This window comes from Pseudomonas fluorescens NCIMB 11764, assembly GCF_000293885.2.
GTDB lineage: Bacteria > Pseudomonadota > Gammaproteobacteria > Pseudomonadales > Pseudomonadaceae > Aquipseudomonas > Aquipseudomonas fluorescens_B.
Window position 1 is genome coordinate 450,391 of record NZ_CP010945.1, and the last position, 24,218, is coordinate 474,608.

Annotated in this window: 20 protein-coding genes and 1 tRNA gene; 15 read left to right on the forward strand and 6 right to left on the reverse strand. The window is 59.7% G+C overall.

The features are described from left to right. The first annotated feature begins 13 nt into the window (after positions 1–13). The 3 genes from rpoD to B723_RS02180 all read left to right on the forward strand — a co-directional run bounded on the left by rpoD (position 14) and on the right by B723_RS02180 (position 5,821). A complete protein-coding gene (rpoD, locus tag B723_RS02170; RefSeq protein ID WP_017341128.1) occupies positions 14–1,861 on the forward strand; it encodes an RNA polymerase sigma factor RpoD in 1,848 nt (615 codons plus the stop codon). A 121-nt stretch (positions 1,862–1,982) separates the two neighbouring features. After that, positions 1,983–5,729: a bifunctional diguanylate cyclase/phosphodiesterase gene (locus B723_RS02175; RefSeq protein ID WP_017341129.1), complete on the forward strand. Its 3,747-nt coding sequence runs from the start codon at positions 1,983–1,985 to the stop codon at positions 5,727–5,729. Between the two features lie 15 nt (positions 5,730–5,744). Then, positions 5,745–5,821, forward strand: a tRNA-Ile gene (locus B723_RS02180). Between the two features lie 79 nt (positions 5,822–5,900). On the opposite strand, the gene B723_RS02185 is transcribed toward B723_RS02180, so the two are convergent. Both B723_RS02185 and B723_RS02190 read right to left on the reverse strand, forming a co-directional pair. Then, positions 5,901–6,206 carry an XRE family transcriptional regulator gene (locus B723_RS02185; RefSeq protein WP_017341130.1) on the reverse strand — a complete coding sequence of 102 codons (306 nt, stop codon included), beginning with the start codon at positions 6,204–6,206 and terminating at the stop codon, positions 5,901–5,903. Further along, positions 6,199–6,564 (reverse strand): type II toxin-antitoxin system RelE/ParE family toxin, encoded by a 366-nt coding sequence (locus B723_RS02190; RefSeq protein ID WP_017341131.1) that lies wholly within the window; start codon positions 6,562–6,564, stop codon positions 6,199–6,201. The genes B723_RS02185 and B723_RS02190 overlap by 8 nt, the downstream gene beginning before the upstream one ends. 493 nt (positions 6,565–7,057) lie before the next feature. Between B723_RS02190 and B723_RS02195 the strand changes: the two genes are divergently transcribed. Continuing rightward, the gene (locus B723_RS02195; protein WP_017341132.1) at positions 7,058–7,366 is read left to right on the forward strand and encodes a DUF3077 domain-containing protein; all 309 of its coding nucleotides are present in this window, start codon (positions 7,058–7,060) and stop codon (positions 7,364–7,366) included. 65 nt (positions 7,367–7,431) lie between these two features. On the opposite strand, the gene B723_RS02200 is transcribed toward B723_RS02195, so the two are convergent. Then, a complete protein-coding gene (locus tag B723_RS02200; protein WP_031319159.1) occupies positions 7,432–8,070 on the reverse strand; it encodes a peptidase M41 in 639 nt (212 codons plus the stop codon). 239 nt (positions 8,071–8,309) lie between these two features. Between B723_RS02200 and B723_RS02205 the strand changes: the two genes are divergently transcribed. The 10 genes from B723_RS02205 (at position 8,310) to B723_RS02245 (ending at position 19,314) form a co-directional block, all read left to right on the forward strand. Then, positions 8,310–8,771, forward strand: a complete 462-nt coding sequence (locus B723_RS02205; RefSeq protein WP_031319160.1) for an Lrp/AsnC family transcriptional regulator — start codon at positions 8,310–8,312, stop codon at positions 8,769–8,771. 260 nt (positions 8,772–9,031) lie between these two features. Next, positions 9,032–10,714: a flavin monoamine oxidase family protein gene (locus B723_RS02210; protein WP_017341135.1), complete on the forward strand. Its 1,683-nt coding sequence runs from the start codon at positions 9,032–9,034 to the stop codon at positions 10,712–10,714. A gap of 12 nt (positions 10,715–10,726) precedes the next feature. Continuing rightward, positions 10,727–11,521: a carbon-nitrogen hydrolase family protein gene (locus tag B723_RS02215; protein ID WP_017341136.1), complete on the forward strand. Its 795-nt coding sequence runs from the start codon at positions 10,727–10,729 to the stop codon at positions 11,519–11,521. Positions 11,522–11,569: 48 nt separating this feature from the next. Continuing rightward, positions 11,570–13,996 (forward strand): pyrroloquinoline quinone biosynthesis protein PqqF, encoded by a 2,427-nt coding sequence (pqqF, locus tag B723_RS02220; RefSeq protein ID WP_017341137.1) that lies wholly within the window; start codon positions 11,570–11,572, stop codon positions 13,994–13,996. A gap of 155 nt (positions 13,997–14,151) precedes the next feature. Continuing rightward, on the forward strand, positions 14,152–14,226 hold the full coding sequence (pqqA, locus tag B723_RS31820) for a pyrroloquinoline quinone precursor peptide PqqA (RefSeq protein ID WP_009045898.1): 75 nt from the start codon (positions 14,152–14,154) through the stop codon (positions 14,224–14,226). A gap of 73 nt (positions 14,227–14,299) precedes the next feature. Beyond that, positions 14,300–15,211, forward strand: coding sequence for a pyrroloquinoline quinone biosynthesis protein PqqB (gene pqqB, locus B723_RS02225; RefSeq protein WP_017341138.1), 912 nt, complete (start codon positions 14,300–14,302; stop codon positions 15,209–15,211). A gap of 139 nt (positions 15,212–15,350) precedes the next feature. Then, a complete protein-coding gene (gene pqqC / locus B723_RS02230; RefSeq protein WP_017341139.1) occupies positions 15,351–16,103 on the forward strand; it encodes a pyrroloquinoline-quinone synthase PqqC in 753 nt (250 codons plus the stop codon). After that, entirely contained in the window at positions 16,100–16,375 is a 276-nt protein-coding gene (pqqD, locus tag B723_RS02235) for a pyrroloquinoline quinone biosynthesis peptide chaperone PqqD (RefSeq protein WP_008024193.1), read from the forward strand. The genes pqqC and pqqD overlap by 4 nt, the downstream gene beginning before the upstream one ends. Further along, positions 16,347–17,522 (forward strand): pyrroloquinoline quinone biosynthesis protein PqqE, encoded by a 1,176-nt coding sequence (pqqE, locus tag B723_RS02240; protein ID WP_031319161.1) that lies wholly within the window; start codon positions 16,347–16,349, stop codon positions 17,520–17,522. The genes pqqD and pqqE overlap by 29 nt, the downstream gene beginning before the upstream one ends. After that, on the forward strand, positions 17,488–19,314 hold the full coding sequence (locus B723_RS02245) for a S9 family peptidase (RefSeq protein WP_017341141.1): 1,827 nt from the start codon (positions 17,488–17,490) through the stop codon (positions 19,312–19,314). The genes pqqE and B723_RS02245 overlap by 35 nt, the downstream gene beginning before the upstream one ends. A gap of 101 nt (positions 19,315–19,415) precedes the next feature. On the opposite strand, the gene B723_RS31825 is transcribed toward B723_RS02245, so the two are convergent. Together B723_RS31825 and B723_RS02250 are read right to left on the reverse strand one after the other, a co-directional pair. After that, a complete protein-coding gene (locus B723_RS31825) occupies positions 19,416–19,574 on the reverse strand; it encodes a YqaE/Pmp3 family membrane protein (RefSeq protein WP_007904205.1) in 159 nt (52 codons plus the stop codon). A gap of 207 nt (positions 19,575–19,781) precedes the next feature. Then, positions 19,782–21,065: an aspartate aminotransferase family protein gene (locus B723_RS02250; RefSeq protein ID WP_017341142.1), complete on the reverse strand. Its 1,284-nt coding sequence runs from the start codon at positions 21,063–21,065 to the stop codon at positions 19,782–19,784. Positions 21,066–21,234: 169 nt separating this feature from the next. Here B723_RS02250 and B723_RS02255 point away from each other — a divergent pair, with 169 nt between their 5' ends. Next, complete coding sequence (locus B723_RS02255; protein WP_017341143.1) at positions 21,235–22,155, forward strand: LysR family transcriptional regulator; 921 nt, start codon at positions 21,235–21,237, stop codon at positions 22,153–22,155. A 227-nt stretch (positions 22,156–22,382) separates the two neighbouring features. Here B723_RS02255 and B723_RS02260 read toward each other — a convergent pair whose 3' ends face one another. After that, the gene (locus B723_RS02260) at positions 22,383–24,161 is read right to left on the reverse strand and encodes an acyl-CoA dehydrogenase C-terminal domain-containing protein (protein ID WP_017341144.1); all 1,779 of its coding nucleotides are present in this window, start codon (positions 24,159–24,161) and stop codon (positions 22,383–22,385) included. Positions 24,162–24,218: the final 57 nt, after the last annotated feature.

Genomic DNA, 24,218 nt, shown 5'->3' on the forward strand with positions numbered 1-24,218 from the left:
TGGATAGGGTGTTATGTCCGGAAAAGCGCAACAGCAGTCTCGTATCAAAGAGTTGATCACACTTGGTCGTGAGCAGGGCTACCTGACTTACGCGGAGGTCAACGACCACCTGCCGGAGGATATTTCAGATCCGGAACAGGTGGAAGACATCATCCGCATGATCAATGACATGGGGATCAACGTATTCGAGGTTGCGCCAGATAAGGATTCCCTTATGCTGGCCGACGCCGATACCGACGAAGCCGCGGCCGAAGAGGCAGCAGCAGCGTTGGCAGCGGTCGAGACCGACATTGGTCGCACCACCGACCCAGTGCGCATGTACATGCGTGAAATGGGTACGGTAGAGCTCCTCACACGTGAAGGCGAAATCGAAATCGCCAAACGTATTGAAGAGGGCATCCGCGAAGTGATGGGCGCAATCGCGCACTTCCCTGGCACGGTTGACCATATTCTCTCCGAGTACACTCGCGTCACCACCGAAGGTGGCCGCCTGTCCGACGTCCTGAGCGGTTATATCGACCCGGACGACGGCATTGCGCCGCCTGCTGCAGAAGTGCCGCCGCCAGTCGATCCGAAAGCCGTGAAAGCGGACGACGACACCGACGACGATGACGCCGAAGCAACGGATGACGAAGAAGAAGCCGAAAGCGGCCCGGATCCGGTCATCGCGGCACAGCGTTTTGGCGCTGTCTCCGATCAGATGGAAATCACCCGCAAGGCGCTGAAAAAGCACGGTCGCAACAACAAGGCGGCGATTGCCGAACTGTTGCTGCTGGCTGAGCTGTTCATGCCGATCAAACTGGTACCGAAGCAATTCGAAGGCCTGGTCGAGCGTGTTCGCAGTGCCCTGGATCGTCTGCGTCAGCAAGAGCGCGCGATCATGCAACTGTGCGTTCGTGATGCCCGCATGCCGCGTGCCGATTTCCTGCGCCAGTTCCCGGGCAATGAAGTCGACGAAAGCTGGACCGATGCACTGGCCAAAGGCAAAAGCAAATACGCTGAAGCCATTGGTCGCCTGCAGCCGGACATCATTCGTTGCCAGCAGAAGCTGACCGCGCTGGAAACCGAAACCGGTTTGACGATCGCCGAGATCAAGGACATCAACCGTCGCATGTCGATCGGTGAGGCCAAGGCCCGCCGCGCGAAGAAAGAGATGGTTGAAGCGAACTTGCGTCTGGTGATCTCCATCGCCAAGAAGTACACCAACCGTGGCCTGCAATTCCTCGATCTGATCCAGGAAGGCAACATCGGTCTGATGAAAGCGGTAGACAAGTTCGAATACCGCCGCGGCTACAAATTCTCGACTTATGCCACCTGGTGGATCCGTCAGGCGATCACTCGCTCGATCGCCGACCAGGCCCGCACCATCCGTATTCCGGTGCACATGATCGAGACGATCAACAAGCTCAACCGTATTTCCCGGCAGATGTTGCAGGAAATGGGTCGCGAACCGACCCCGGAAGAGCTGGGCGAACGCATGGAAATGCCTGAGGACAAGATCCGCAAGGTATTGAAGATCGCTAAAGAGCCGATCTCCATGGAAACCCCGATCGGTGATGACGAAGACTCCCATCTGGGTGACTTCATCGAAGACTCGACCATGCAGTCGCCAATCGATGTTGCTACCGTTGAGAGCCTTAAAGAAGCGACTCGCGAAGTCCTGTCCGGCCTCACTGCCCGTGAAGCCAAGGTTCTGCGCATGCGCTTCGGTATCGATATGAATACCGACCACACCCTCGAGGAGGTTGGTAAACAGTTCGACGTGACCCGTGAACGGATTCGCCAGATCGAAGCCAAGGCGCTGCGCAAGCTGCGCCACCCGACGAGAAGCGAGCATTTGCGCTCCTTCCTCGACGAGTGATCACAAAACCCCCGGCCCAGGCCGGGGGTTTTGCTTTGTGCAGATAAAATCCCTCGCACCTCCCTCCCGCCGAATAGCCCGTCTACACTCGAAGCATTCCCCGAGCCATAACGAGACCGTTATGCCCAGACTGCCGACCGTGCTTTTTTTGCTGTCGCTGATGACCTGGACCGCAACGGCTGGCGCGCTGACTCTGACCGACGAAGAACGTAGCTGGCTGGCGGCCCACCCGGACTTGCGCCTGGGTGTGGATGCGTCATGGCCACCCTTCGAGTTTCGCGATGATCAGGGCCGCTATCAGGGCCTTGCGGCGGACTACATCAACCTGATCCGCCAACGCCTGGCTATCAAGCTCACGCCCATCGAACCCGTGAGCTGGACGGTTGTTCTCGAACAGGCCAAGCAAGCCAAACTGGACCTGTTACCGGGCATCATGTCGACCCCGGAACGCCAGGCATACCTGTCATTTACGCGTCCCTACCTCGACTTTCCAATTGTCATACTTGCCCACGTCGGCGGCGCGCAACCGCGCAAACTCGAAGACCTGTACGGCCTGAAAATCGCCGTGGTGGAAAACTACGCGCCCCATGAACTGCTGCGCACTCAGCATCCCGATCTGAACCTGGTCGGATTGCCCAACGTCAGCTCAGCCTTGCAGGCACTGGCGACCGATGAAGTGGACGCGGTGGTCGGCGATCTCGCCTCCAGTGTCTGGAGCCTGCGACAGCTCAAACTCGACGGACTGTATGTCAGCGGCGAAACACCCTATCGCTATCAACTGGCCATGGGTGTGCCCCGGGAAAACAAGATTCTGGTCGGCATCCTCGACAAAGTCCTGGCAGACATGACCCCGGCTGAAATCAGCTCCATTCAGGAGCATTGGGTCGGCAATGTTCTCGATCATCGAACATTCTGGTCCGATCTGCTGGTGTACGGCCTGCCGGGACTGCTGCTACTGATGACGGTGCTGGCGGTCGTGATTCGGATCAACCGCCGCCTCAGTTCGGAAATCGCCCGCCGCGTCGACCTGGAACAGGAGCTGCGCAGCAGCGAATACCATTACCGCGGGCTGGTGGAGAGTCTTTCGGCCATTGCCTGGGAGGCGCGGATCACCGACTTCACCTACAGCTATGTGTCGCCCCACGCCGAAGAATTGCTCGGCTACCCCTTGGCCCATTGGCTGATTCCAGGCTTCTGGCGCAACATCATCCACCCCGCCGACCTGACCCGTGCCCAGACCTTCTGCGATCAGGAAGTGCTGGCCGGGCGCGATCACAGCCTCGATTACCGGGTCATCACTGCCGATGGACGCTGCATATGGGTACGCGACATCGTCAGCCTGATCGAGCACGGTCATGAGCCGGTGATGCGCGGCCTGATGATCGACATCAGCGAGGCCAAGCGCACCGAAGAGGCGCTGCGCCTGTCGGAACAGAAGTTCGCCTCGGTCTTCCAGCAATGCCCGGACATCCTGGTCATTGCGCGTCTTTCCGACGGCTGCCTGCTGGAGGTCAACGAAGCGTTTGAAGAACAGATCGGCCTCAAGGCAGAAGACGTCATCGGCCAGACGGCCACCGACCTCAATATCTGGGGCGTCCCCGGCGTCGGGCCGGGCTTGCTGCAGCGCTTGCAGGCCGGCAGCATCCGTAACCTGGAAATGCCCTTTCGCCGCAACAATGGCCAGGTTTTTACCGGCCTGATCTCTGCCGAACCCTTCGACCTCGACACCACCCCGGCGCTGGTGGTGGTCGTGCGGGATATCAGCCAGCTCAAGGAAACCCAGCAACAGCTGCAAACCTCCGAAGAAAAATTCGCCAAGGCTTTCCACGCCTCGCCTGACGGTTTGTTGCTGTCCCGGCAGAGCGACGGTTTGCTGCTGGAGGTCAACGAGGGTTTCAGCCGCATTACCGGCTTCAATAGCGCGATGTCCGTGGACCGCTCGGCGTTGGAGTTGGGAATCTGGGTCAATCTCAACGAACGCAAACAGATGCTCGACCTGCTGCATCGGGACGGTTTCGTCCGCGACTTCAGTTGCCATATCCGTCGCAGCGACGGGCAGATCCGCCTCTGCGAAGTGTCGAGCCGTCCGCTGCCGATTGGCGACGAAGATTGCATGCTGACCATCGCGAGGGACATCACCGAGCGCCACCTGATGCAGGAAAAACTGCAACAGGCGGCGACCGTGTTCGAGAGCACCGCCGAGGGCGTGTTGATCACCGACACCCAGCAGCACATCAGCGCGGTCAACCGCGCGTTTACCGAAATCACCGGCTACAGCGAAAGCGAGGCCCTCGGCCACACCCCTCGCTTGCTCGCCTCGGGCCTGCATGACAGCGCTTTCTACGCGGCCATGTGGCATCAACTGACGGCCGAAGGCCATTGGCAGGGCGAGATTTCCAACCGGCGCAAGAACGGAGAGCTCTATCCAAGCTGGCTGACCATCAGCGCCGTGCGCAACCGCGACAAGTTCATCACCCACTTTGTCGCCGTATTCGCGGACATTTCCAGCCTCAAGCACGCGCAGGCCAAACTCGATTACCAGGCGCACCACGACCCGCTGACGGGCTTGCCGAACCGCACGCTGTTCGAGAGCCGACTGCTGACTGCACTCAACAATCAGCAGGAAAACGGCGGCCAGGGCGCCGTATTGTTCCTCGATCTTGACCGCTTCAAACACATCAACGACAGCCTCGGCCACCCGGTCGGCGACCTGCTGCTCAAGGGCATCGCCGTGCGCCTCAAGGACCAGTTGCGCGACATCGATACCGTGGCGCGCCTCGGTGGTGACGAATTCATCATCCTGCTGCCCGGCCTGCAACAGTCGAGCGACGCCGACAACATCGCAACCAAGTTGCTCAACTGCTTCTCTGCGCCATTCCAGGCGGGCGAGCACGAGTTCTTCATCAGCGCCAGCATTGGCACCAGCCTCTACCCCAAGGACGGTTGCGACGTCGCCACACTGGTCAAGAACGCCGACGCGGCGATGTACCGCTCCAAGGCCAAGGGCCGCAACCGGGTCGAGAGTTATACCCGTGACCTGACCGCTCAGGCCAGCGAGCGGGTCGCACTGGAACACGAACTGCGCCGTGCCATCGAGCGCAATGAACTGTCGCTGCATTACCAGCCGAAAATCAGCCTGGACGACAATCGCCTGGTGGGTGCAGAAGCCCTCATCCGCTGGCATCACCCGACTTTCGGCGCCGTGCCGCCGGAGCACTTCATTCCCTTGGCCGAAGAGAACGGGATGATTCTGCAGATCGGCGACTGGGTGCTCGAGACCGCATGCCGGCAGATGTACGAATGGAACCTGACTTATGAATGCCTCGGCCCATTGTCAGTCAACCTCGCCGGCGCGCAACTGCGCCAGCCCAACCTGCTCGGCCGGATCGAACAACTGCTCAAGGACAACCGTCTTCAGCCCGGATTATTGCAACTGGAAATTACCGAAAACTTCATCATGAGCCAGGCCGAGGAAGCGCTGGCGGTGCTGCATCAACTCAAACACCTGGGCGTGCAACTGGCCATCGATGACTTCGGAACCGGCTATTCATCCCTGAGTTACCTCAAGCGCCTGCCGCTGGACATCCTCAAGATCGACCAGTCGTTCGTCCGCGGCCTGCCGGATGACCCCCATGACGCGGCCATTGTTCGCGCGATCATCGCGCTGGGGCGCAGCATGCAATTCACCGTCATAGCCGAGGGCGTCGAGACGTTCGCGCAGCAGCAATTCCTCGCGGAGGAAGGCTGCGAACAGATTCAGGGCTACATCGTCAGCCTGCCCTTGCCGGCGGACGAATTCGCCGCGACGTTTCTTCGTATAGCCGTATCGGATTTTTCGGATAGCACAGCCGAGAAACCGTCGCTATAATCCGCGGCCTACTGAGGGCCTATAGCTCAGTTGGTTAGAGCAGAGGACTCATAATCCTTTGGTCCACGGTTCAAGTCCGTGTGGGCCCACCAAACAAAAAAGCCGCGCTGAATGCGCGGCTTTTTCGTGTCTGAAGTGGCTGACTTTTTGTAGCCCTGATTTTTAAGTCGCTCAGTTTGCAAAGTTTTCGATCTTTACCTGACCCTCAGGAAAGGTCGCGATGATTTCCAGTTCGCCGCCCATTGCGCGTATGTAGTTGCGCAACGTGCTGATGTACATGTCAGTGCGGCGCTCCATCCTCGAAATCGCCGCCTGATTGACATGCAGGGTTTTGGCCAACGTTTCCTGGCTCAATGCCTGAGCCTGTCGCAACTCGTGCAACGGCATTTCCGCTCGCATCTTTCGAACCAGCGCGTCGACACGATCCTGAGTCTCAGGCGAGCGCCCCGCCACTAAATCAGCGAATTTTTTAGCCATTGTCATAGCCCTCGTTCTTCAAAGTTTCCAAATGCTCGTCGTACAGACGTTCGGCTAGCGGCACGTGCTTCAGATACCAACGATCGTGGCCGGTTTTATCACCGCCGATCAACAGGATCGCGCATCTCCGAGGATCAAAGGCATACAGCACACGGTAGGGTCTGCCAGCATGTTGCACCCTTAACTCTCGGAGGTTGCCATGCCGGGAGCCCTTGATATCGCTGGTGTAAGGAAAACCCAAGTGCGGTCCCTCATAACCTAGCAACATCACTGTTGCCTGTACGGAGTCCTGCTCTGCTTCGTTGAGGCGATCCCACCAGCCTTCAAATTCATCGGTGTATTCCACTTCCCAACCCATACCAATATGTCACCCAAGGAATATGATCTCAAGGGAATAACTCTAGGCGTAAGCGGCCGAGCGACCACTCGGGTTGCCAATGAAATTGTTAACGGTGGTTGCTCGCTGGAGCTGGGTGTTCGCGTCTGGCGTTTGGTTTTGTTTACTTCTGGTGTCGGAATATCGGATGACGTCCGCAGACCTTGTAGGCAAACTCCGAATCGTCCTTTTTGGGCACTTTGATGCCTTGTTGCGCTTTTCTTCGACGGGATAGTCTCGGGACGTCGCTGACCATTCAGCGATCGGGCTTGGAAACCCGTCGAAATTATTCGCAACAGCGCCTCTTCACGATTGCAAAGGCTTTCCTGGCTTGAGCTCTTGAGTTATGGCGGCTGTGCGCGGGACGTCTTCGGACGTGCCGGTTTCCTAATTTCCCGGTTTTCCAACCTGCGCACAGCTGTCACCCATTCGCTTGGAAACGAATGCGACAGCCTCCCAAATTAGGAGCTACACAATGACAAAAGCGAACCCTTCAGCATCCTCAGAACTGAAAACCATCGGCCTCACCCCCTTCATCTACTGCTCGAACCAACCGCTGTTCCATGTCACGCGAGACGTTCCCCTCAGTGATGCGTTAGCCATGGCCTCCGATTTTCTGTTCCTTTCCAAGGAACTGACCAGAGACGCTGCCTTTAACCGCGATACCGACCGACATATCTGGGCCGCGCATTATTTGACGGCGATGAGCAAGGCAGTGATTGATGATGCGGTGAAGGTGCTGGAGCGAGTGCCCGATCGGACCGAGGCGAAGCCCAAAAAATAGCGACGAATTGGCCGTGGAATGAGCCCCGAGAATTCGGGGCTTTCACATCAGGATCGACCGGTACGCTACGCCCAGACACCCAACGCGGGAATGGCTTGCACTGGCCCCAACCGCTCAATCATTTCCCGGGTAAAAACGACCTCATACGTATCCGCCGCCCTGCCCCACTGCTCTACGATGACCATGCTGTCGACCAGCACGCTTCCCAATTCGGTAATCGTATCCGCCAGATCCTCGACGACTTCCTGAGTTCGACTCCATACACGATCCGTCATCGCTTTAAGCTCAGCCGAAATACGCTCAGATGACGCAGGGTCCGTTTCGGGACAGGTGATATTGCGCAGCAAATGCTGCAACTCTTTTACTTTGGCGTAATCCTGCTCCGCCCCCTGCGCGCCTTTCAGGATGGCTACGGCTTTCGACTTGTCGACGCGCTTCCCGGATGAAGACAATGTCTGCCCCATAGCGCCGGCCAACAGGACCATCATCCGCGCTTCCAAATGCGCTTTCATTGCTTCCATCGACGAAATCGGGCGCGCCAGGGTAATGGCGGCGCCCCCTTGATGCCGCAAGTCCATGGTCACCGACAGGGTCACGCCGCCCGTTGCAAACCCCAATGCGCGGGCCACGACGTAGTGGCCCATTTCGTGATGGGCGATCTGTAATGCGTGATCCCGTACAACGGAAGGCATCCTGTTCGTCATGTCCATCGCCTCACATCCCTCGATAGCCCATTCGACTATGCCTGACGGTTTGCGTCCACCCTTCCAGCGTTGCGCGCCGGTGTCGGTGTCCAGTGCGAAGACTTTGCCGTAGACGGTGCAGGTGTAGGCCGTCTCGCAGGTGAAAATGCCTGAACGGTACTGAGGCTAGACCAAACATCCTGCATGCGATTGGTGCTGTAACATGCGGACCCATTGATGTGTGTTGCTGGAGACAACCTTTGCCTGACACTCGCCCGCCTGTGCTTGACGAAATAGACCGCCAATTGATCGCGGCCCTGCAGCTCAATGCCCGCGAAAGCGTGGCCATGCTCGCCCGGCAGCTGGGCATCGCTCGTACCACCGTGACGTCACGGCTGGCGCGGCTGGAAAAAGCCAAGGTCATCACCGGGTATGGCGTGAGGTTGGGTCAACGGGTGGTGGACGGCGGCTTGCAGGCGTACGTCGGGATCACGGTGCAACCGCGCTCGGGCAAGGAAGTGTTGCGGCGGTTGAGTGCGATGGCACAGGTGCAGCAGTTGTGTGCGGTCAGTGGTGAATTTGATTATGTGGCGTGGTTAAGGACCGATTCGCCGGAGCAGCTGGATCAGTTGCTGGATCAGATCGGGAGCGTGGATGGGGTGGAGAAGACGACCACGTCGATCATTTTGAGCAGCAAGATTGATCGCGGGCAGCCGGTTTAAACGCGATTCCCTGTGGGAGCGGGCTTGCTCGCGAAGAGCGCGTGTCAGCCGGCATTAGTGTTGGCTGATCCGCCGCATTCGCGAGCAAGCCCGCTTCCACATTAGCCAGTGTGTAGTCATAGATCGTCACTTTGATCAATTAATTAGCAAAACGACGACACATTGCGTCTTATTAACGTGTTCTACGCTCTCTAGAATGGCTGCCATCTTTTCCTATACTCAGACGCGCATCCCGCGTCCGGTCGCCAGCAAGGTCAGCCATGAACAAGAACAATCGCCATCCTGCAGACGGTAAGAAACCAGTCACCATTTTCGGCCCGGACTTTCCATTCGGCTTCGACGACTGGATCGAGCACCCGGCCGGCCTCGGCAGTATTCCCGAGCACAACCACGGCGCCGAAGTGGCGATTGTCGGCGCAGGCATTGCCGGATTGGTCGCTGCCTATGAACTGATGAAACTGGGCCTCAAGCCCGTCGTCTACGAAGCCTCTAAATTGGGCGGCCGCCTGCGTTCCCAGGCGTTCAACGGGACCGATGGCATCGTCGCCGAACTGGGCGGCATGCGCTTCCCGGTGTCGTCCACGGCGTTTTACCACTATGTCGACAAGCTCGGTCTCGAGACCAAACCCTTTCCCAATCCGCTGACGCCGGCCTCTGGCAGCACCGTGATCGACCTGGAAGGCAAAACCCACTACGCACAGAAGCTGGCCGATCTTCCTGCATTGTTCCAGGAAGTGGCTGACGCCTGGGCCGACGCCCTGGAAGCCGGCTCGCAGTTCTCCGATATCCAGCAAGCGATCCGCGACCGTGACGTGCCGCGTCTCAAAGAGCTCTGGAACACCCTGGTCCCGCTGTGGGACGACCGCACGTTCTACGACTTTGTCGCCACCTCGGAAGCCTTCGCCAAGCTCTCGTTCCATCACCGCGAAGTGTTCGGCCAGGTCGGTTTCGGCACCGGCGGCTGGGACTCGGACTTCCCGAACTCGATGCTGGAAATCTTCCGCGTCGTGATGACCAACTGCGACGATCACCAACATCTGGTCGTCGGCGGCGTCGAACAAGTGCCGCAAGGCATCTGGCGCCATGTGCCGGAGCGTTGCGTGCACTGGCCCGCAGGTACCAGCCTCAAGTCGCTGCACCGAGGCGCGCCACGCTCCGGGGTTAAAAAAATCGCTCACGCCCCGGACGGTCGTTTTGCGGTCACCGATAACAACGGCGACACCCGCGAGTACGCCGCAGTGCTGACCACCTGCCAGAGCTGGCTGCTGACCACGCAGATCGAATGCGACGAAACCCTGTTCTCGCAGAAGATGTGGATGGCCCTCGACCGCACCCGCTACATGCAGTCGTCGAAAACCTTCGTGATGGTCGACCGCCCGTTCTGGAAGGACAAGGATCCGGAAACAGGTCGTGATCTGATGAGCATGACCCTCACCGATCGCCTGACCCGTGGCACTTACCTGTTCGACAACGGTGACGACAAGCCCGGGGTGATTTGCCTGTCGTACTCGTGGATGAGTGACGCGCTGAAAATGCTGCCGCACCCGGTGGAAAAACGCGTCGAACTGGCCTTGAACGCGCTGAAAAAGATCTACCCGAAAGTCGATATTGCGGCGCGAATCATCGGCGATCCGATCACCGTATCGTGGGAAGCCGACCCGCATTTCCTCGGGGCTTTCAAAGGCGCACTGCCCGGCCACTATCGCTACAACCAGCGCATGTATGCTCACTTCATGCAGGACGACATGCCGGCCGAACAACGCGGGATTTTCATCGCAGGCGACGACGTTTCGTGGACGCCGGCGTGGGTCGAAGGCGCGGTGCAGACCTCGCTCAATGCGGTGTGGGGCATCATGAAACACTTCGGCGGTGAAACTCACGCCGAGAACCCGGGTCCAGGAGATGTGTTCAACGAGATCGGTCCGATCGCCCTGCCCGAGTAAAAGGAGTTCCAAATGCGCGTAGCCCTTTACCAATGTCCGCCGCTGCCCCTGGACGTCGCCGGCAACCTGCAACGCCTCCATCAACTGGCGCTGGAGGCCAAAGGTGCCGACTTGCTGGTGCTGCCGGAGATGTTTTTGACCGGTTACAACATCGGCGTCGATGCCGTCAGCGTCCTGGCGGAGGTGCACAACGGAGAGTCGGCACAGCAGATCGCGCGCATTGCCAAAACGGCAGGGATTGCCATTTTGTACGGCTATCCCGAGCGCACTGCGGACGGGCAGATCTACAACGCCGTGCAATTGATCGACGCCAACGGCGAGCGCCTGTGCAACTACCGCAAGACTCACCTGTACGGCGACCTCGATCACTCGATGTTCAGCGCCGGGCAGGGTGATTTTCCGCTGGTGAAGCTCAACGGCTGGAAGCTGGGCTTCCTGATCTGCTACGACGTTGAGTTTCCGGAAAATGCGCGGCGGCTGGCCCTGGCCGGCGCCGAGCTGATTCTGGTACCGACAGCGAACATGATTCCTTACGACTTCGTCGCCGACGTCACCGTGCGCGCCCGCGCCTTCGAAAACCAGTGTTACGTGGCGTATGCCAATTACTGCGGAAACGAAGGCGACATCCACTACTGCGGCCAAAGCAGCATCGCCGCACCGGATGGCAGCCGCATCGCTCAGGCGGGCCTTGATGAAGCGCTGATTGTCGGTGAGCTGGATCGTCAGTTGATGGTCGATTCCCGCGCCGCCAATCGCTACTTCCTCGATCGCCGCCCGGAGCTTTACGGCGAGCTTAACAAGCGCTGATCGACCGTTATCCGCTAGCATTAGCGCTTCCCTGTTCTGGAAGTGCTCATGCCTGCGCTGAATCCCCCTCGCCCTCACACTGAAACCCTGGCCAACGGTCTGCGGGTGACGCTGCGTCATGCCCCGAATCTGAAGCGTTGTGCGGCCGCGTTACGGGTCGCTGCAGGCAGTCACGACGTGCCGCTGGCATGGCCCGGCCTGGCGCATTTTCTTGAGCATCTGTTGTTTCTCGGTACCGCACGTTTTCCTGCCGAACAAGGCCTGATGGCCTACGTGCAAGGTCACGGCGGGCAGGTGAATGCACGGACCAGCGAGCGCACCACGGACTTCTTTTTCGAACTGCCGCTACAGGCGTTTAGCGGTGGGCTGGAACGTCTGTCGGACATGCTCGCTCATCCGCGCATGAATCCGGAAGATCAGCAGCGGGAACGGGAAGTGTTGCAGGCAGAGTTTGTCGCCTGGTCGCAGGACGCGACGGCGCAGCAACGCCAGGCGCTGTTAGATGGACTTTCACCGACTCATCCGTTGCGCGGCTTTCATGCCGGCAACCGCGACAGCCTGCCGGTGCCGAAGCCAGAATTTCAGAATGCGTTGAAAGATTTCCATCAACGGTTTTATCAGACCGGGCAGATGACGCTGAGCCTGGCCGGCCCGCAAAGTATCGAAGAGCTCAAGCAAATGGCGCTGAGTTTCGGCGCGGCGATTCCCGTGGGAGCAGTCGTCCCGCAACAGGCTCCTGTGCCGCTGATGGAATCTTCGGAGGCAAGTTATCAACAGGTGAACGAGCGCAGGCTTGATCTGCTGTTTACCTTCGAATCGCTGCCCATTTCATCGACCGAAGCCTTGGCGTTTCTGTGCCATTGTTTGAACGCTTCGAAGCCCGGCGGGCTGCTGGCCGAATTGCGCGCACGTGGTTTGGCTGAGCACTTGAACGCCGAGCCGCTGTACCAATTTGCCGGACAAGCCGTGCTGCACGTTGAACTCACAACAACCGCGCCGGCGAGCGTCCTGCACGAGAAGCTGCTGGATTGGCTGGGCTTTTTTGCCTCGCAGCAAGACTGGGCCGCTCTGCGTGAAGAGTACGCGGTCGTGATTCAGCGTCAGCAACTCGTCAGCGGCGCGCTGCAACTCGCCCGACTCGACAGCGAACAGTTGGAAACCAGCCTGTCCGAGCACGGCGTTGCAGCGCTCAAGGGCATCCTGAAGAAAATCGGCGCTGTGGATAACTTCAGCGGCGAATGGCAACTACCAGCACCGAATCCATTCTTGCGCACCGAAGCGCCGCCGCAAAACGCCGGGTTGATTCGCGGACAAACCAGCAAGCACCGTGGCTTGCGCACATTTGCCCAGGACCGTTCGCGCAGCCGTCGTGAAAGTTCTCCAATGCAATTCAGCCAGGCTTTGCCGGATAACACCGCGGAAGGCGCGATTTATTTGCGTTGGCGGCTCGAGGCCGAACCTCATCCCCGCCTTCAGCAGCGCCTGGAAAACAACCTGCAGCCACTGCGCGAGGATGCACGTCAGGCAGGTGTCGATTTTTCCTTCAGCGCGTCGGGCAATGAATGGCTGCTGAAAGTGACGGGGCTGCAGGACCCGATGCCGAGCGTTCTCGAACATGCACTGAAAAAGCTGACACAACCTGCCAGCGATTTCTCACAGGAAGAATCGAAAAGCCCTGCGCTGATCCCGATCAAACAACTGCTCAAGGCGTTGCCCAATCTTCTTCTTGAACACAGCGAGGTCTCTGCAGACCTGCAGCGGCTATGGTCAAGTGCGCGCTGGGAAGGTCTGGCGACAGGCCTTTCAGCACCCACTCAAGCAGCAATGGGCCTGGCCCTGAGCCGGGTGCCAGGCGTTGCGGACACCCAACCGTCCACGCCGATCTCGATCAACTCACAGCGCCTCTGGACAACGCTCGACAGCGACTCCAGCGAACACGCGTTGTTGCTGTTCTGTCCGACAGCTACCCAGGACATCGGCGATGAAGCCGCCTGGCGTTTGTTGGCGCTTGTCTGTCAGACGCCGATCTATCAGCGCCTGCGCGTGGAGCTGCAATTGGGTTACGCGGTGTTCAGCGCACTGCGTCAGATCCATGGGCAGACCGGAATCCTGCTTGGCGTGCAGTCTCCCGGCACCTCGCCATTGAAGTTGCTGGAACACATGGAGTGCTTCCTGAGCGACCTGCCCGGGTTGGTCGAGGGGATCGACGAGGCGGCTTTCATCGCCCAGCGCCAGGCGTTGGCCGATCAATTCGACATCGCGGCCTTACCCTTGGCCCAGGCTGCCGAACTGCTCTGGCAAGGCAAGCTGGCAGGCCGCTCGTCGGATTACCTGACGCAGCTGACCTTGTCGATTCTGGCCACCGACCGCCCCGCGCTGATCGCCGCCGCCCATCGACTGAACAACGCCGAGGGTGGCTGGCGCTGCCTGGCCAGCAGTTCGGAACCGGAAGCGCCTTGGCAAGTGACAAAATGATCATTACCGCTGGTGCAATTAGCTTTTTCCGAGAATGCAGGCCTTTCGCTCTGTAATTTTGAGTAACATAGCCACCTAACTATCTGAACATCTCCGGCTGGAGGTGGACTATATGTATAGATCTCAACTGTCCCATCACCTGAAGGAGCGCTCCCATGTCCTGGTCCAAACCTGCTTACACCGACCTGCGTATCGGCTTTGAAGTCACCATGTACTTCGCAAGCCGCTAAGTTTGTCTTGCAGTTCAGCGCCTCGGTTTGCCGAGGCGTTTTTATTTTCAGCGTTGAAATTGATGGAGCGGCCATGTTTGTCCAGATTCTAGGTTCCGCCGCCGGCGGCGGTTTCCCGCAGTGGAACTGCAACTGCGTGAACTGCGCGGGTTTTCGCGACGGGAGCCTGAACGCCAAGGCGCGGACCCAGTCGTCCATCGCGATTTCTGATGATGGCGTGAACTGGGTACTGTGCAATGCCTCGCCGGACATCCGTGCCCAGCTCCAGAGTTTCACCCCGATGCAACCGGGGCGCGCCCTGCGCGATACCGGCATCAGCGCGATCATCCTGATGGACAGCCAGATTGATCACACCACCGGCCTGCTCAGCCTGCGCGAGGGTTGCCCGCACAACGTCTGGTGCACGGACATGGTCCATGAAGACCTGAGCACCGGTTTCCCGCTGTTCACCATGCTGACCCACTGGAACGGCGGGCTGAACTGGAACCGCATCGAACTCGACTGCAGCTTCACCATCCCGGCCTGCCCGAGTCTGCGCTTCACCCCGTTGCCACTGCGCAGCGCTGCGCCGCCTTACTCGCCGCACCGCTTCGACCCGCATCCGGGCGACAACATCGGACTGATCGTCGAAGACCTGAACACCGGCGGCAAGCTGTTCTACGCGCCGGGCCTGGGCAAGGTCGACGCACCGCTGCTGGAGATCATGGCCGGCAGCGACTGCCTGCTGGTGGACGGCACGATGTGGGACGATGACGAAATGCAGCGCCGTGGCGTCGGCACCCGAACTGGTCGGGAAATGGGTCACCTGGCGCAAAACGGCCCCGGCGGCATGCTGGAAGTGCTGGAAAAACTGCCCAGGCAGCGCAAGGTGCTTATCCATATCAACAATACCAACCCGATCCTCGATGAGGATTCGCCGGAGCGTGCCGAGCTGGTTCGGCGCGATGTTGAAGTGGCGTATGACGGCATGAGTATTGTGTTGTAGGGCATCGAGACCGCTGCGCGGTCTATCGCCAGCAGGCTGGCTCCCACAGGGGAATGCGATCAACTGTGGGAGCCGGCCTGCTGGCGATGAGGCCGGTCCAGACACTAAAGAATCCACCGGTCTTCCCCGGAGAACCGAAATGACTGACACCCCACTGTCCCCCACCGAATTCGAAGCGGCCCTGCGCGCCAAGGGCGCCTACTACCACATCCATCACCCGTACCACGTGGCGATGTATGAAGGTCGGGCGACCCGCGAGCAGATCCAGGGTTGGGTTGCCAACCGGTTTTACTATCAGGTGAACATCCCCCTGAAGGACGCCGCCATCCTGGCCAATTGCCCGGACCGCGAGATCCGTCGCGAGTGGATTCAACGTCTGCTGGACCATGACGGCGCCCCCGGTGAAGACGGCGGCATCGAAGCCTGGCTGCGTCTGGGTCAAGCCGTCGGCCTCGACCCGGACCAACTGCGCTCCCAGGAACTGGTGCTGCCCGGCGTACGTTTCGCCGTGGACGCCTACGTCAACTTCGCCCGCCGGGCCAGTTGGCAGGAAGCCGCCAGCAGTTCGCTGACCGAGCTGTTCGCGCCGCAGATCCACCAATCGCGTCTCGACAGCTGGCCGCAGCATTACCCGTGGATCGACCCGGCCGGCTATGAGTATTTCCGCACCCGACTGGGCCAGGCGCGGCGCGATGTGGAACATGGTCTGGCGATCACGTTGCAGCACTACACGACGCGAGAAGGCCAGGAGCGCATGCTGGAAATTCTCCAGTTCAAACTGGACATACTTTGGAGCATGCTCGATGCCATGAGCATGGCCTACGAACTGAAACGCCCGCCGTATCACAGCGTGACCGAGCAACGGGTCTGGCACAAAGGAATCACCTTATGAGTTTCGATCGCAGCAAGACCCCGACCTGGCGTCCCGGCTACCGCTTTCAGTACGAACCGGCGCAGAAAGGCCATGTGCTGCTCTACCCGGAAGGCATGATCAAACTCAATGAAAGCGCCGCGCTGATCGGTGGTTTGATCGACGGCGAACGCGATGTCGCGGCGATCATCGCCGAACTGGACGCGCAGTTCCCCGGCGTGCCGGAGCTCGGTGATGACATCGAGCAGTTCATGGAGGTCGCCCGTGCTCAGCACTGGATCGAACTTGCCTGACTCCGTGTCGGACAAGTTACCGCCCAAACCGGAAATCGGTCTGCCGCTGTGGCTGCTGGCCGAGCTGACCTATCGCTGCCCGCTGCAATGTCCGTACTGCTCCAATCCGCTGGACTTCGCCGAGCAGGGCAAAGAGCTGAGCACCGAGCAGTGGATCAAGGTGTTCCGCGAAGCGCGGGAAATGGGCGCCGCGCAGCTGGGCTTTTCTGGCGGCGAACCGCTGGTGCGCCAGGACCTCGCCGAGCTGATTGCCGAGGCGCGCAAGTTGGGTTTCTACACCAACCTGATCACCTCCGGCATCGGCCTCACCGAGCAGAAAATCAGCGACTTCAAGAAAGCCGGTCTGGACCACATCCAGATCAGCTTCCAGGCCAGTGACGAGCAAGTGAACAACTTACTGGCCGGCTCGAAAAAGGCCTTCGCGCAGAAGCTGGAAATGGCTCGCGCAGTAAAGGCTCACGGCTATCCGATGGTGCTGAATTTCGTCACTCACCGGCACAACATCGACAAGATCGACCGGATCATCGAGCTGTGCATTGCCCTTGAGGCGGACTTCGTCGAACTCGCCACTTGCCAGTTTTACGGTTGGGCGCAGCTCAATCGGGTCGGACTGTTGCCGACCAAGGAACAACTGGTCCGTGCCGAACGCATCACCAACGAATACCGCGCCAGACTCGAAGCCGAAGGGCATCCGTGCAAGCTGATTTTCGTCACGCCGGACTACTACGAAGAACGCCCGAAAGCCTGTATGAATGGCTGGGGCAGTATTTTTCTGACAGTGACCCCGGACGGAACCGCCCTGCCCTGTCATGGCGCCCGACAGATGCCGGTGCAGTTTCCCAACGTGCGTGATCACAGCATGCAGCACATCTGGTACGACTCATTTGGCTTCAACCGCTTTCGCGGCTACGACTGGATGCCCGAGCCGTGCCGCTCGTGCGACGAAAAAGAAAAGGACTTCGGCGGCTGCCGCTGCCAGGCGTTCATGCTCACGGGTGACGCGAGCAATGCCGACCCGGTATGCAGCAAATCGGAACATCACGGCGTGATTCTCAAGGCCCGCGAAGAAGCCGAGCACGCGACCCAGACCATCGAACAACTGGCCTTTCGCAATGAACGAAACTCACGACTCATCGCCAAAAGCTGAACCTTTCAGCGCTGCCAAAGCGGTCGCTGCCGGGGTCGACTTTGCCGAATTGCAGGTTGGCCGGCATGGCCTGTTCTGGAATGAATACCGCCCCGAGGACGCCGCTTGCCGCATCTGGCATTGGCGGGATGGTCAGGCACATTGCCTGACGCCAGCGGGTTTTAGTGTGCGCAGTCGAGTGTACGAATATGGTGGTGGGGCGTTTTGCCTGACAGATGACGGGGTGGTTTTCGTCAACGAGGCGGATCAGCAGCTGTACCGCCAATCGCTGGCAGGCGAAACGCCCGAAGTGCTGACATCTGGCGAATGCCGCTATGGCGACCTGCAGTTTGCGCACGGGCAGGTGCTGGCGGTTGAAGAGCATCGAGACCGGCATCGTCTGGTGGCCATCGATCTGGCGGACGGCGCGCGTCACCTGCTGGTCGAAGGTGCGGACTTTTATGCCGCGCCGACGTTGAGCCCTGACGCTCAACGGTTGGCCTGGGTCGAGTGGAGTCGCCCGGACCAGCCATGGACCGCAACTCGCCTGATGGTTGCCGACCGCCAGGACGACAGCCGTTTCGCTCAGGCACGTTGCCTGGCGGGCGATGGTATTCAGGAGTCGTTGCAACAGCCGCGCTTCGACGACAGTGGTCGCCTGTTTTGTCTGACGGATCGTGGCGGCTACTGGCAGCCGTGGGTCGAGTCTTCCAATGCTTTGCGTCCGCTGCCCAGCGCTGCGGCTGATCATGGGCCCGCGCCTTGGCAGTTGGGTGGTTGCACCTGGCTGCCCTTGAGTGAAAACAGCTATCTGGCCAGTTGGACCGAAGACGGATTCGGTCGACTGGGCATTGGTGGTGACACTACAGAAGATTTCACCGGGGACTACAGCCGTTTCCGACACCTCGCACTGGATGACCAATTCATCTACTGCATCGCTGCCTCGCCAGTCAGTTCGTCCGCCGTGATCGCCATCGACCGGAAAACCCGACAGGTCAAGGTGTTGGCCGGGGGAATGGCACCCTTGCCCGCCGGGCAAATCAGCGTCCCGCAAACCCTGCGCTACCCGAGCGGTTCAGGCGAGGCTCACGGTTTTTTCTACCCGGCGATGACTGGCGACACAAAGCCGCCGCTGGTGGTGTTCATCCACGGGGGCCCGACATCGGCGTGCTACCCGATGCTCGATCCGCGCATCCAGTACTGGACGCAACGCGGCTTCGCCGTGGCCGACCTCAACTACCGTGGCAGCAGCGGCTACGGCCGCGCTTACCGCCAGGCGCTGCATTTGAGTTGGGGTGAGGTGGATGTGGAGGACGCCTGCGCGGTGGTCGGCCATCTCGCCGTGCGCGGACTGATCGACGGCGACCAGGCGTTTGTTCGCGGTGGCAGTGCCGGCGGCTATACCACCCTGTGCGCGTTGGCGTTTCAGCAGGTCTTCCGCGCGGGCGCCAGCCTCTACGGCGTCAGCGATCCCGTTGCACTGGGCCGCGCGACCCACAAGTTTGAAGGCGATTATCTGGATTGGCTGATTGGTGATCCTGAACAGGATGCCGAGCGCTACGCCGCGCGCACGCCATTGCAGCATGCGAGCAACATCAGCGTGCCAGTGATTTTCTTTCAGGGCGAACTGGACGCCGTGGTCGTGCCGCAACAGACCCGCGACATGGTCGAGGCGCTGCAGCAAAACGGCATTCTGGTTGAAGCACATTATTACGCAGACGAACGTCACGGCTTCCGCAAGGCCGGCAATCAGGCCCACGCGCTGGAGCAGGAATGGTTGTTTTATCGGCGGGTGATGGCGCTGGAAAGCTGAAACCGTGTCGCTTCAATCGCCGGCAAGCCGCCTACAGGATCGGTGAAATCCCTGCAGGAGCTGGCTTGCCAGCGAAAGCGATCTATCTGACACCGTGAAACTCAACGTTTGGCGATGATGTAGACCGCATGCACGATCCCAGGAATGTAACCGCACAACGTCAGCAGAATATTCAGCCAGAACGCGCCGGCGAAACCGACCTGCAGAAACACACCCAGTGGCGGTAATAGAATGGCGATGATGATGCGAATGAAATCCATGGGGCAGCTCCTGATTTGAAGTGGGCTCATGTGAGCCTTACTGCTAATCGACCAACACCGTTCGTCAGGGTTCAGTGCGAATACTGGCTGAATACCGATATCCAAATGAATCTGCGAATAAAAAAACGCCCCACGTCAAAAGAATCAGACGTGGGGCGATGCGTTATACCGCGAGACGGTTCGGGAATTCGTGTAGGGCGGTTGTGATCAGACGGCAATCCCTTTGCGGCATTGCAGTTGTGCGGTACGCACCCGGGAAAAGGCGCGGGCCAGGCGCAGGAGCATTTCGTCGACATTGGCCTTGCTGACCGTGAGCGCCGGGGTGAAGCGCAGGCAGTCGGCTTGTGGGGCGTCGAGCAACAAGCCCTCGTACAGCGCTGCTTTGACGACGGCGGCAGCCGAATCGTCGGACAGCGTAAGACCCCAGAGCAATCCCTGACCGCGCAGTTCGCCATGACCATAGCGATGAGCCAGACGCGCCAGGCCTTCGCGCAAGTGCTGGCCGGTTTCCCGGACATGCTCGAGAAAACCCTTGTCCTGCACGTTATCGAGTACAGCCAGACCCGCAGCGGTCATCAGCGCGTTGCCATGATGGGTGCCCGTCAGCTCGCCGACATCGAAACAGCAGGCCCTGCCTCGAGCCAGCAGCGCCGCCAGAGGCACACCCCCGCCCAGCCCTTTGCCAAGGACAACGATATCTGCCCGCACACCGTAGCGTTGTTCCGCGAGCAATGTCCCGAGGCGACCGACACCGGTCTGCACTTCGTCGAAGATCAACAGAATGCCGAGCTCACGACACAGGCGTTCGACACCCTCGAGGTAAAGCTCGGTGGCGGGGATCACCCCGGCTTCGCTCTGAATCGGTTCGAGCATGATTGCCACAGTCCGGGCATCAACCGCTGCATTCAAGGCTGCAAGATCGTTGAACGGCACGTGGCTGAAGCCGGGGAGTTGCGGTTCGAAGCGGTTGGTCAGCGTGGAACTGTCCGACGCTGGAATCGTCCCGAGACTACGGCCATGGCATCCCTGCCTGGCCACGATGATCCGCGAAGCACCACCGCGATGACGCTGACCCCATTTGCGCGCCAGCTTGATCGCCGCTTCACAGGCTTCGCTGCCACTGTTGAGCAGGTACGCCTGATCACTGCCGGTGCTCATGCAGAGCCGCTCGGCGAGGTTGAGCATGCCGCGGTTATGCAGGCCGAAACCGGGATTGATCAGTGACTGAGCCTGCGCCGTAATCGCATTGACCAGTACAGAAGGGCTATGTCCGAGGCTATTGGCCCCGCCACCCTGTGAAAAATCCAGATAGGCACGGTCATCGCCGTCCCACAACCAGGAGCCCTGGCCGCGCACAAAAATCTGTTTCGGCCGCTCGACACTGGGCATCAGGTACTCGCTGGAAAGATTGTCACTGCTGGCCGGCAGGAAACTGTCCGCGGCCAGATCATCAAGGCTGGGAGCGCTTCGCCGTAAATTGAACAAGTTCATCGGAAAAAACCTCGGTTGAGATTTTTTGCCTTACCTATGCAAACAACCTCGGCATAAACGGTATTCATCGCGCTCTATGGCCCTGTAAGCCTTGTGAATGCGGTTAGACTAGGCTCAGACAAGGCCGTGAGCCATTTCGATTTCCCAGTATTTTCGATAAGCAAATCTTATGGATTTCAAACAACTGCGTTATTTCGTCGCGGTCTACGAAGAGGGCCATGTCGGCCGGGCCGCCGAGCGACTTTCGATTTCTCAGCCTGCCCTGTCCCAACAGATCCGCCACCTCGAACAAAACCTTGATGTCAGTCTGTTCGAGCGCAGCAGTAAACGCCTGCTGCCTACCCTGGCCGCCCACACGCTGTACAACCACGCCTTGCCCTTGCTGGATGGTTTGCAACGGGCACGTGAAGCGCTGGGCAATTTCAAGGGACAAGCGCTGCGCACGCTGGCCATTGGCGTGTTGCAAACCGTCCACACCAGTCTCGTGCCGCAAATGCTCGAACGCCTGCGCAAGGCGCAGCCGCACCTGGTGGTGCAAATCTATGAACTGACCGGGTTGGAGATCGAGCGGCGGCTGCTCAACGGCGCTCTGGACATCGGCATCAGTTACCTGCCGCCCCGACAGCCAGGGTTGCACGGCGTGATGCTGTACGAAGATGAACTGACGCTCGTCATCCCGGCGGATCACCCGTTGCGCGAATTCAAGAAAGTCTCCATGAGTCAGGCTGCCGAGTTGCCGATGTTGCTGCTGGGTGAAGAGTTTCAGGTGCGGCAGATCTGGCAGACGCAACTGGCCAACCTGGGGCGGCGCCCGCAGGTGCAGGCGGAACTGAACAATATGGCGGGGATTCTCGACAGTCTGCCCCATACCCGGCTCGCGACCGTGCTTCCGGGGCGCTCGCAGAAAGCGCTCGACAACCATGAACTGCTCTGGAAACCGCTGACTGAACCGCGGGTGCCACTGAAAGTCGGGTTGGTGTGTCGGGATGTGCAGCGGCAACAAGCCTCGCTGGCCTTATTGCGAACCTTGCTGGAAGAGGTGATGAATGGACCGGATGAGCGCTCGGCAACCCTGGATGGGTTGAGCTGACTACTTTTCTGCGGACAAAAGAAAACCCCGCCGAAGCGGGGCTTTGCAGACTGTTTCCCTGACATCCATTTCACTCCGCCGTCCTGGCAGAATCCTACGTGTCCGTGTTGTTGCTTTGCGCTTCCTGCGCGACGTCCATGAGAAGTAGATTAGCTGTGGATCCAATCTGCATCTATGGGAGAAAAGCAGCACGTCATGTAAGCAAATACTTACATGACGTCACATTGTCAGAACTGCGCTGCGTCCAGCAGGAACAACGATTCGCTCCCGGCCTTCACCGACGCGCTCAACGAGTGAATACGCGGCAGCAGGCGTGCGAAATAGAACCGCGCGGTACCCAGCTTGCTCGCGTAGAAATCGTCCTGCGCTTCTTTGCCCGAGGCCGCCTTGGCCATCAGTGCCCACATGTAGGCGTAGGCCACATAACCGAAGGTTTGCAGGTACTCGACCGAGGCCGCGCCGATTTCGTTCGGGTTGTTTTTTGCCCGGTCCAGCAACCATGCGGTCAATTCGTCGAGGGTGGTCACGGCATCGTTCAGCGGCTTGGTGAACTCGGCCAGGTCAGCGCTGGCCGTCGCGGTGAAATGACGGATCTCGTCGGCAAACAGGTTGTAGAACGCCCCGCCGCTGCCGACGATTTTGCGTCCGACCAAGTCCAGCGCCTGAATGCCGTTGGTGCCTTCGTAGATCTGGGTGATGCGCACGTCGCGGACCAGTTGCTCCTGGCCCCATTCACGAATGTAACCGTGGCCGCCGAACACCTGCTGGCCGTGAATGGTGGTCTCCAGACCGAGGTCCGTCAGGAACGCCTTGGCCACCGGGGTCAGCAGCGCCACCAGGTCTTCCGCGCGTTTGCGGGTGGTGGCGTCTTCGCTGAACTTGGCGGTGTCCAGTTGCATGGCCACGTACGTCGAGAATGCACGGCCGCCTTCGTTCGAGGCTTTCATGGTCAGCAGCATGCGACGCACGTCCGGGTGGACGATGATCGGGTCCGCCACTTTGTCCTTGTTCTGCGCGCCCGTCGGCGAGCGGCTTTGCAGACGGTCGCGGGCGTATTCGATGGCGTTCTGGTAAGAGCGCTCGCCAGAGGCCAGGCCCTGAATGCCGACGCCCAGACGTTCGTAGTTCATCATGGTGAACATCGCCGCCAGGCCTTTGTTCGGCTCGCCGACAAGATAGCCCACGGCTTCGTCGAAGTTCATCACGCAGGTTGCGGACGCCTGAATGCCCATCTTGTGTTCGATCGAACCGCAGGTCGCCGGGTTGCGCGCGCCCAGGCTGCCATCGGCATTGACCATGAACTTCGGCACCAGGAACAGCGAAATGCCTTTCGGCCCCGCTGGCGCATCCGGCAACTTGGCCAGCACCAGATGGATGATGTTCTCGGTCAGGTCGTGTTCGCCGCCGGTGATGAAAATCTTGGTGCCGCTGACTTTGTAGGAACCGTCGGCCTGAGGTTCGGCCTTGGTGCGGATGATCCCCAGGTCAGTGCCGGCGTGCGGCTCGGTCAGGCACATCGAACCGGCCCAGACGCCGGCGTACATGTTCGGCAGGTACGCGGCTTTCAGTTCTTCGCTGGCGTGCGCGTTGATCGACAGGCAGGCGCCGGCAGTCAGCATCGGGTACAGACCGAAGGACAGGCTCGCGGAGTTGACCATTTCTTCGACCTGAGCCGAAACCGCCTTGGGCATTCCCATGCCGCCGTAGGTCGGATCGCCACCGACACCCACCCAACCGCCTTCGGCATAAGTCTGATAAGCCTGTGGGAAACCTGCCGGCGTGGTGACAGCACCGTCCGCCCAATGGCAACCTTCTTCATCAGCCGAACGGCTCAGGGGCGCGATGCTTTTGCTGGTGACCTTGCCGGCTTCTTCAAGAATGGCTTCAACGGTTTCCGCATCGACGGTCTCGGCCAGCGCAGGCAACTCGGCCCAGAGTTTGGCGACCTCGAAAACTTCATTGAGGACGAAGCGCATATCGCGCAGGGGCGCTTTGTAGTCAGCCATGGCAAACCTCGCAGGATCTTTACAGGTGATTCGTAGGAAGAATGTTTTCGTGGGGTC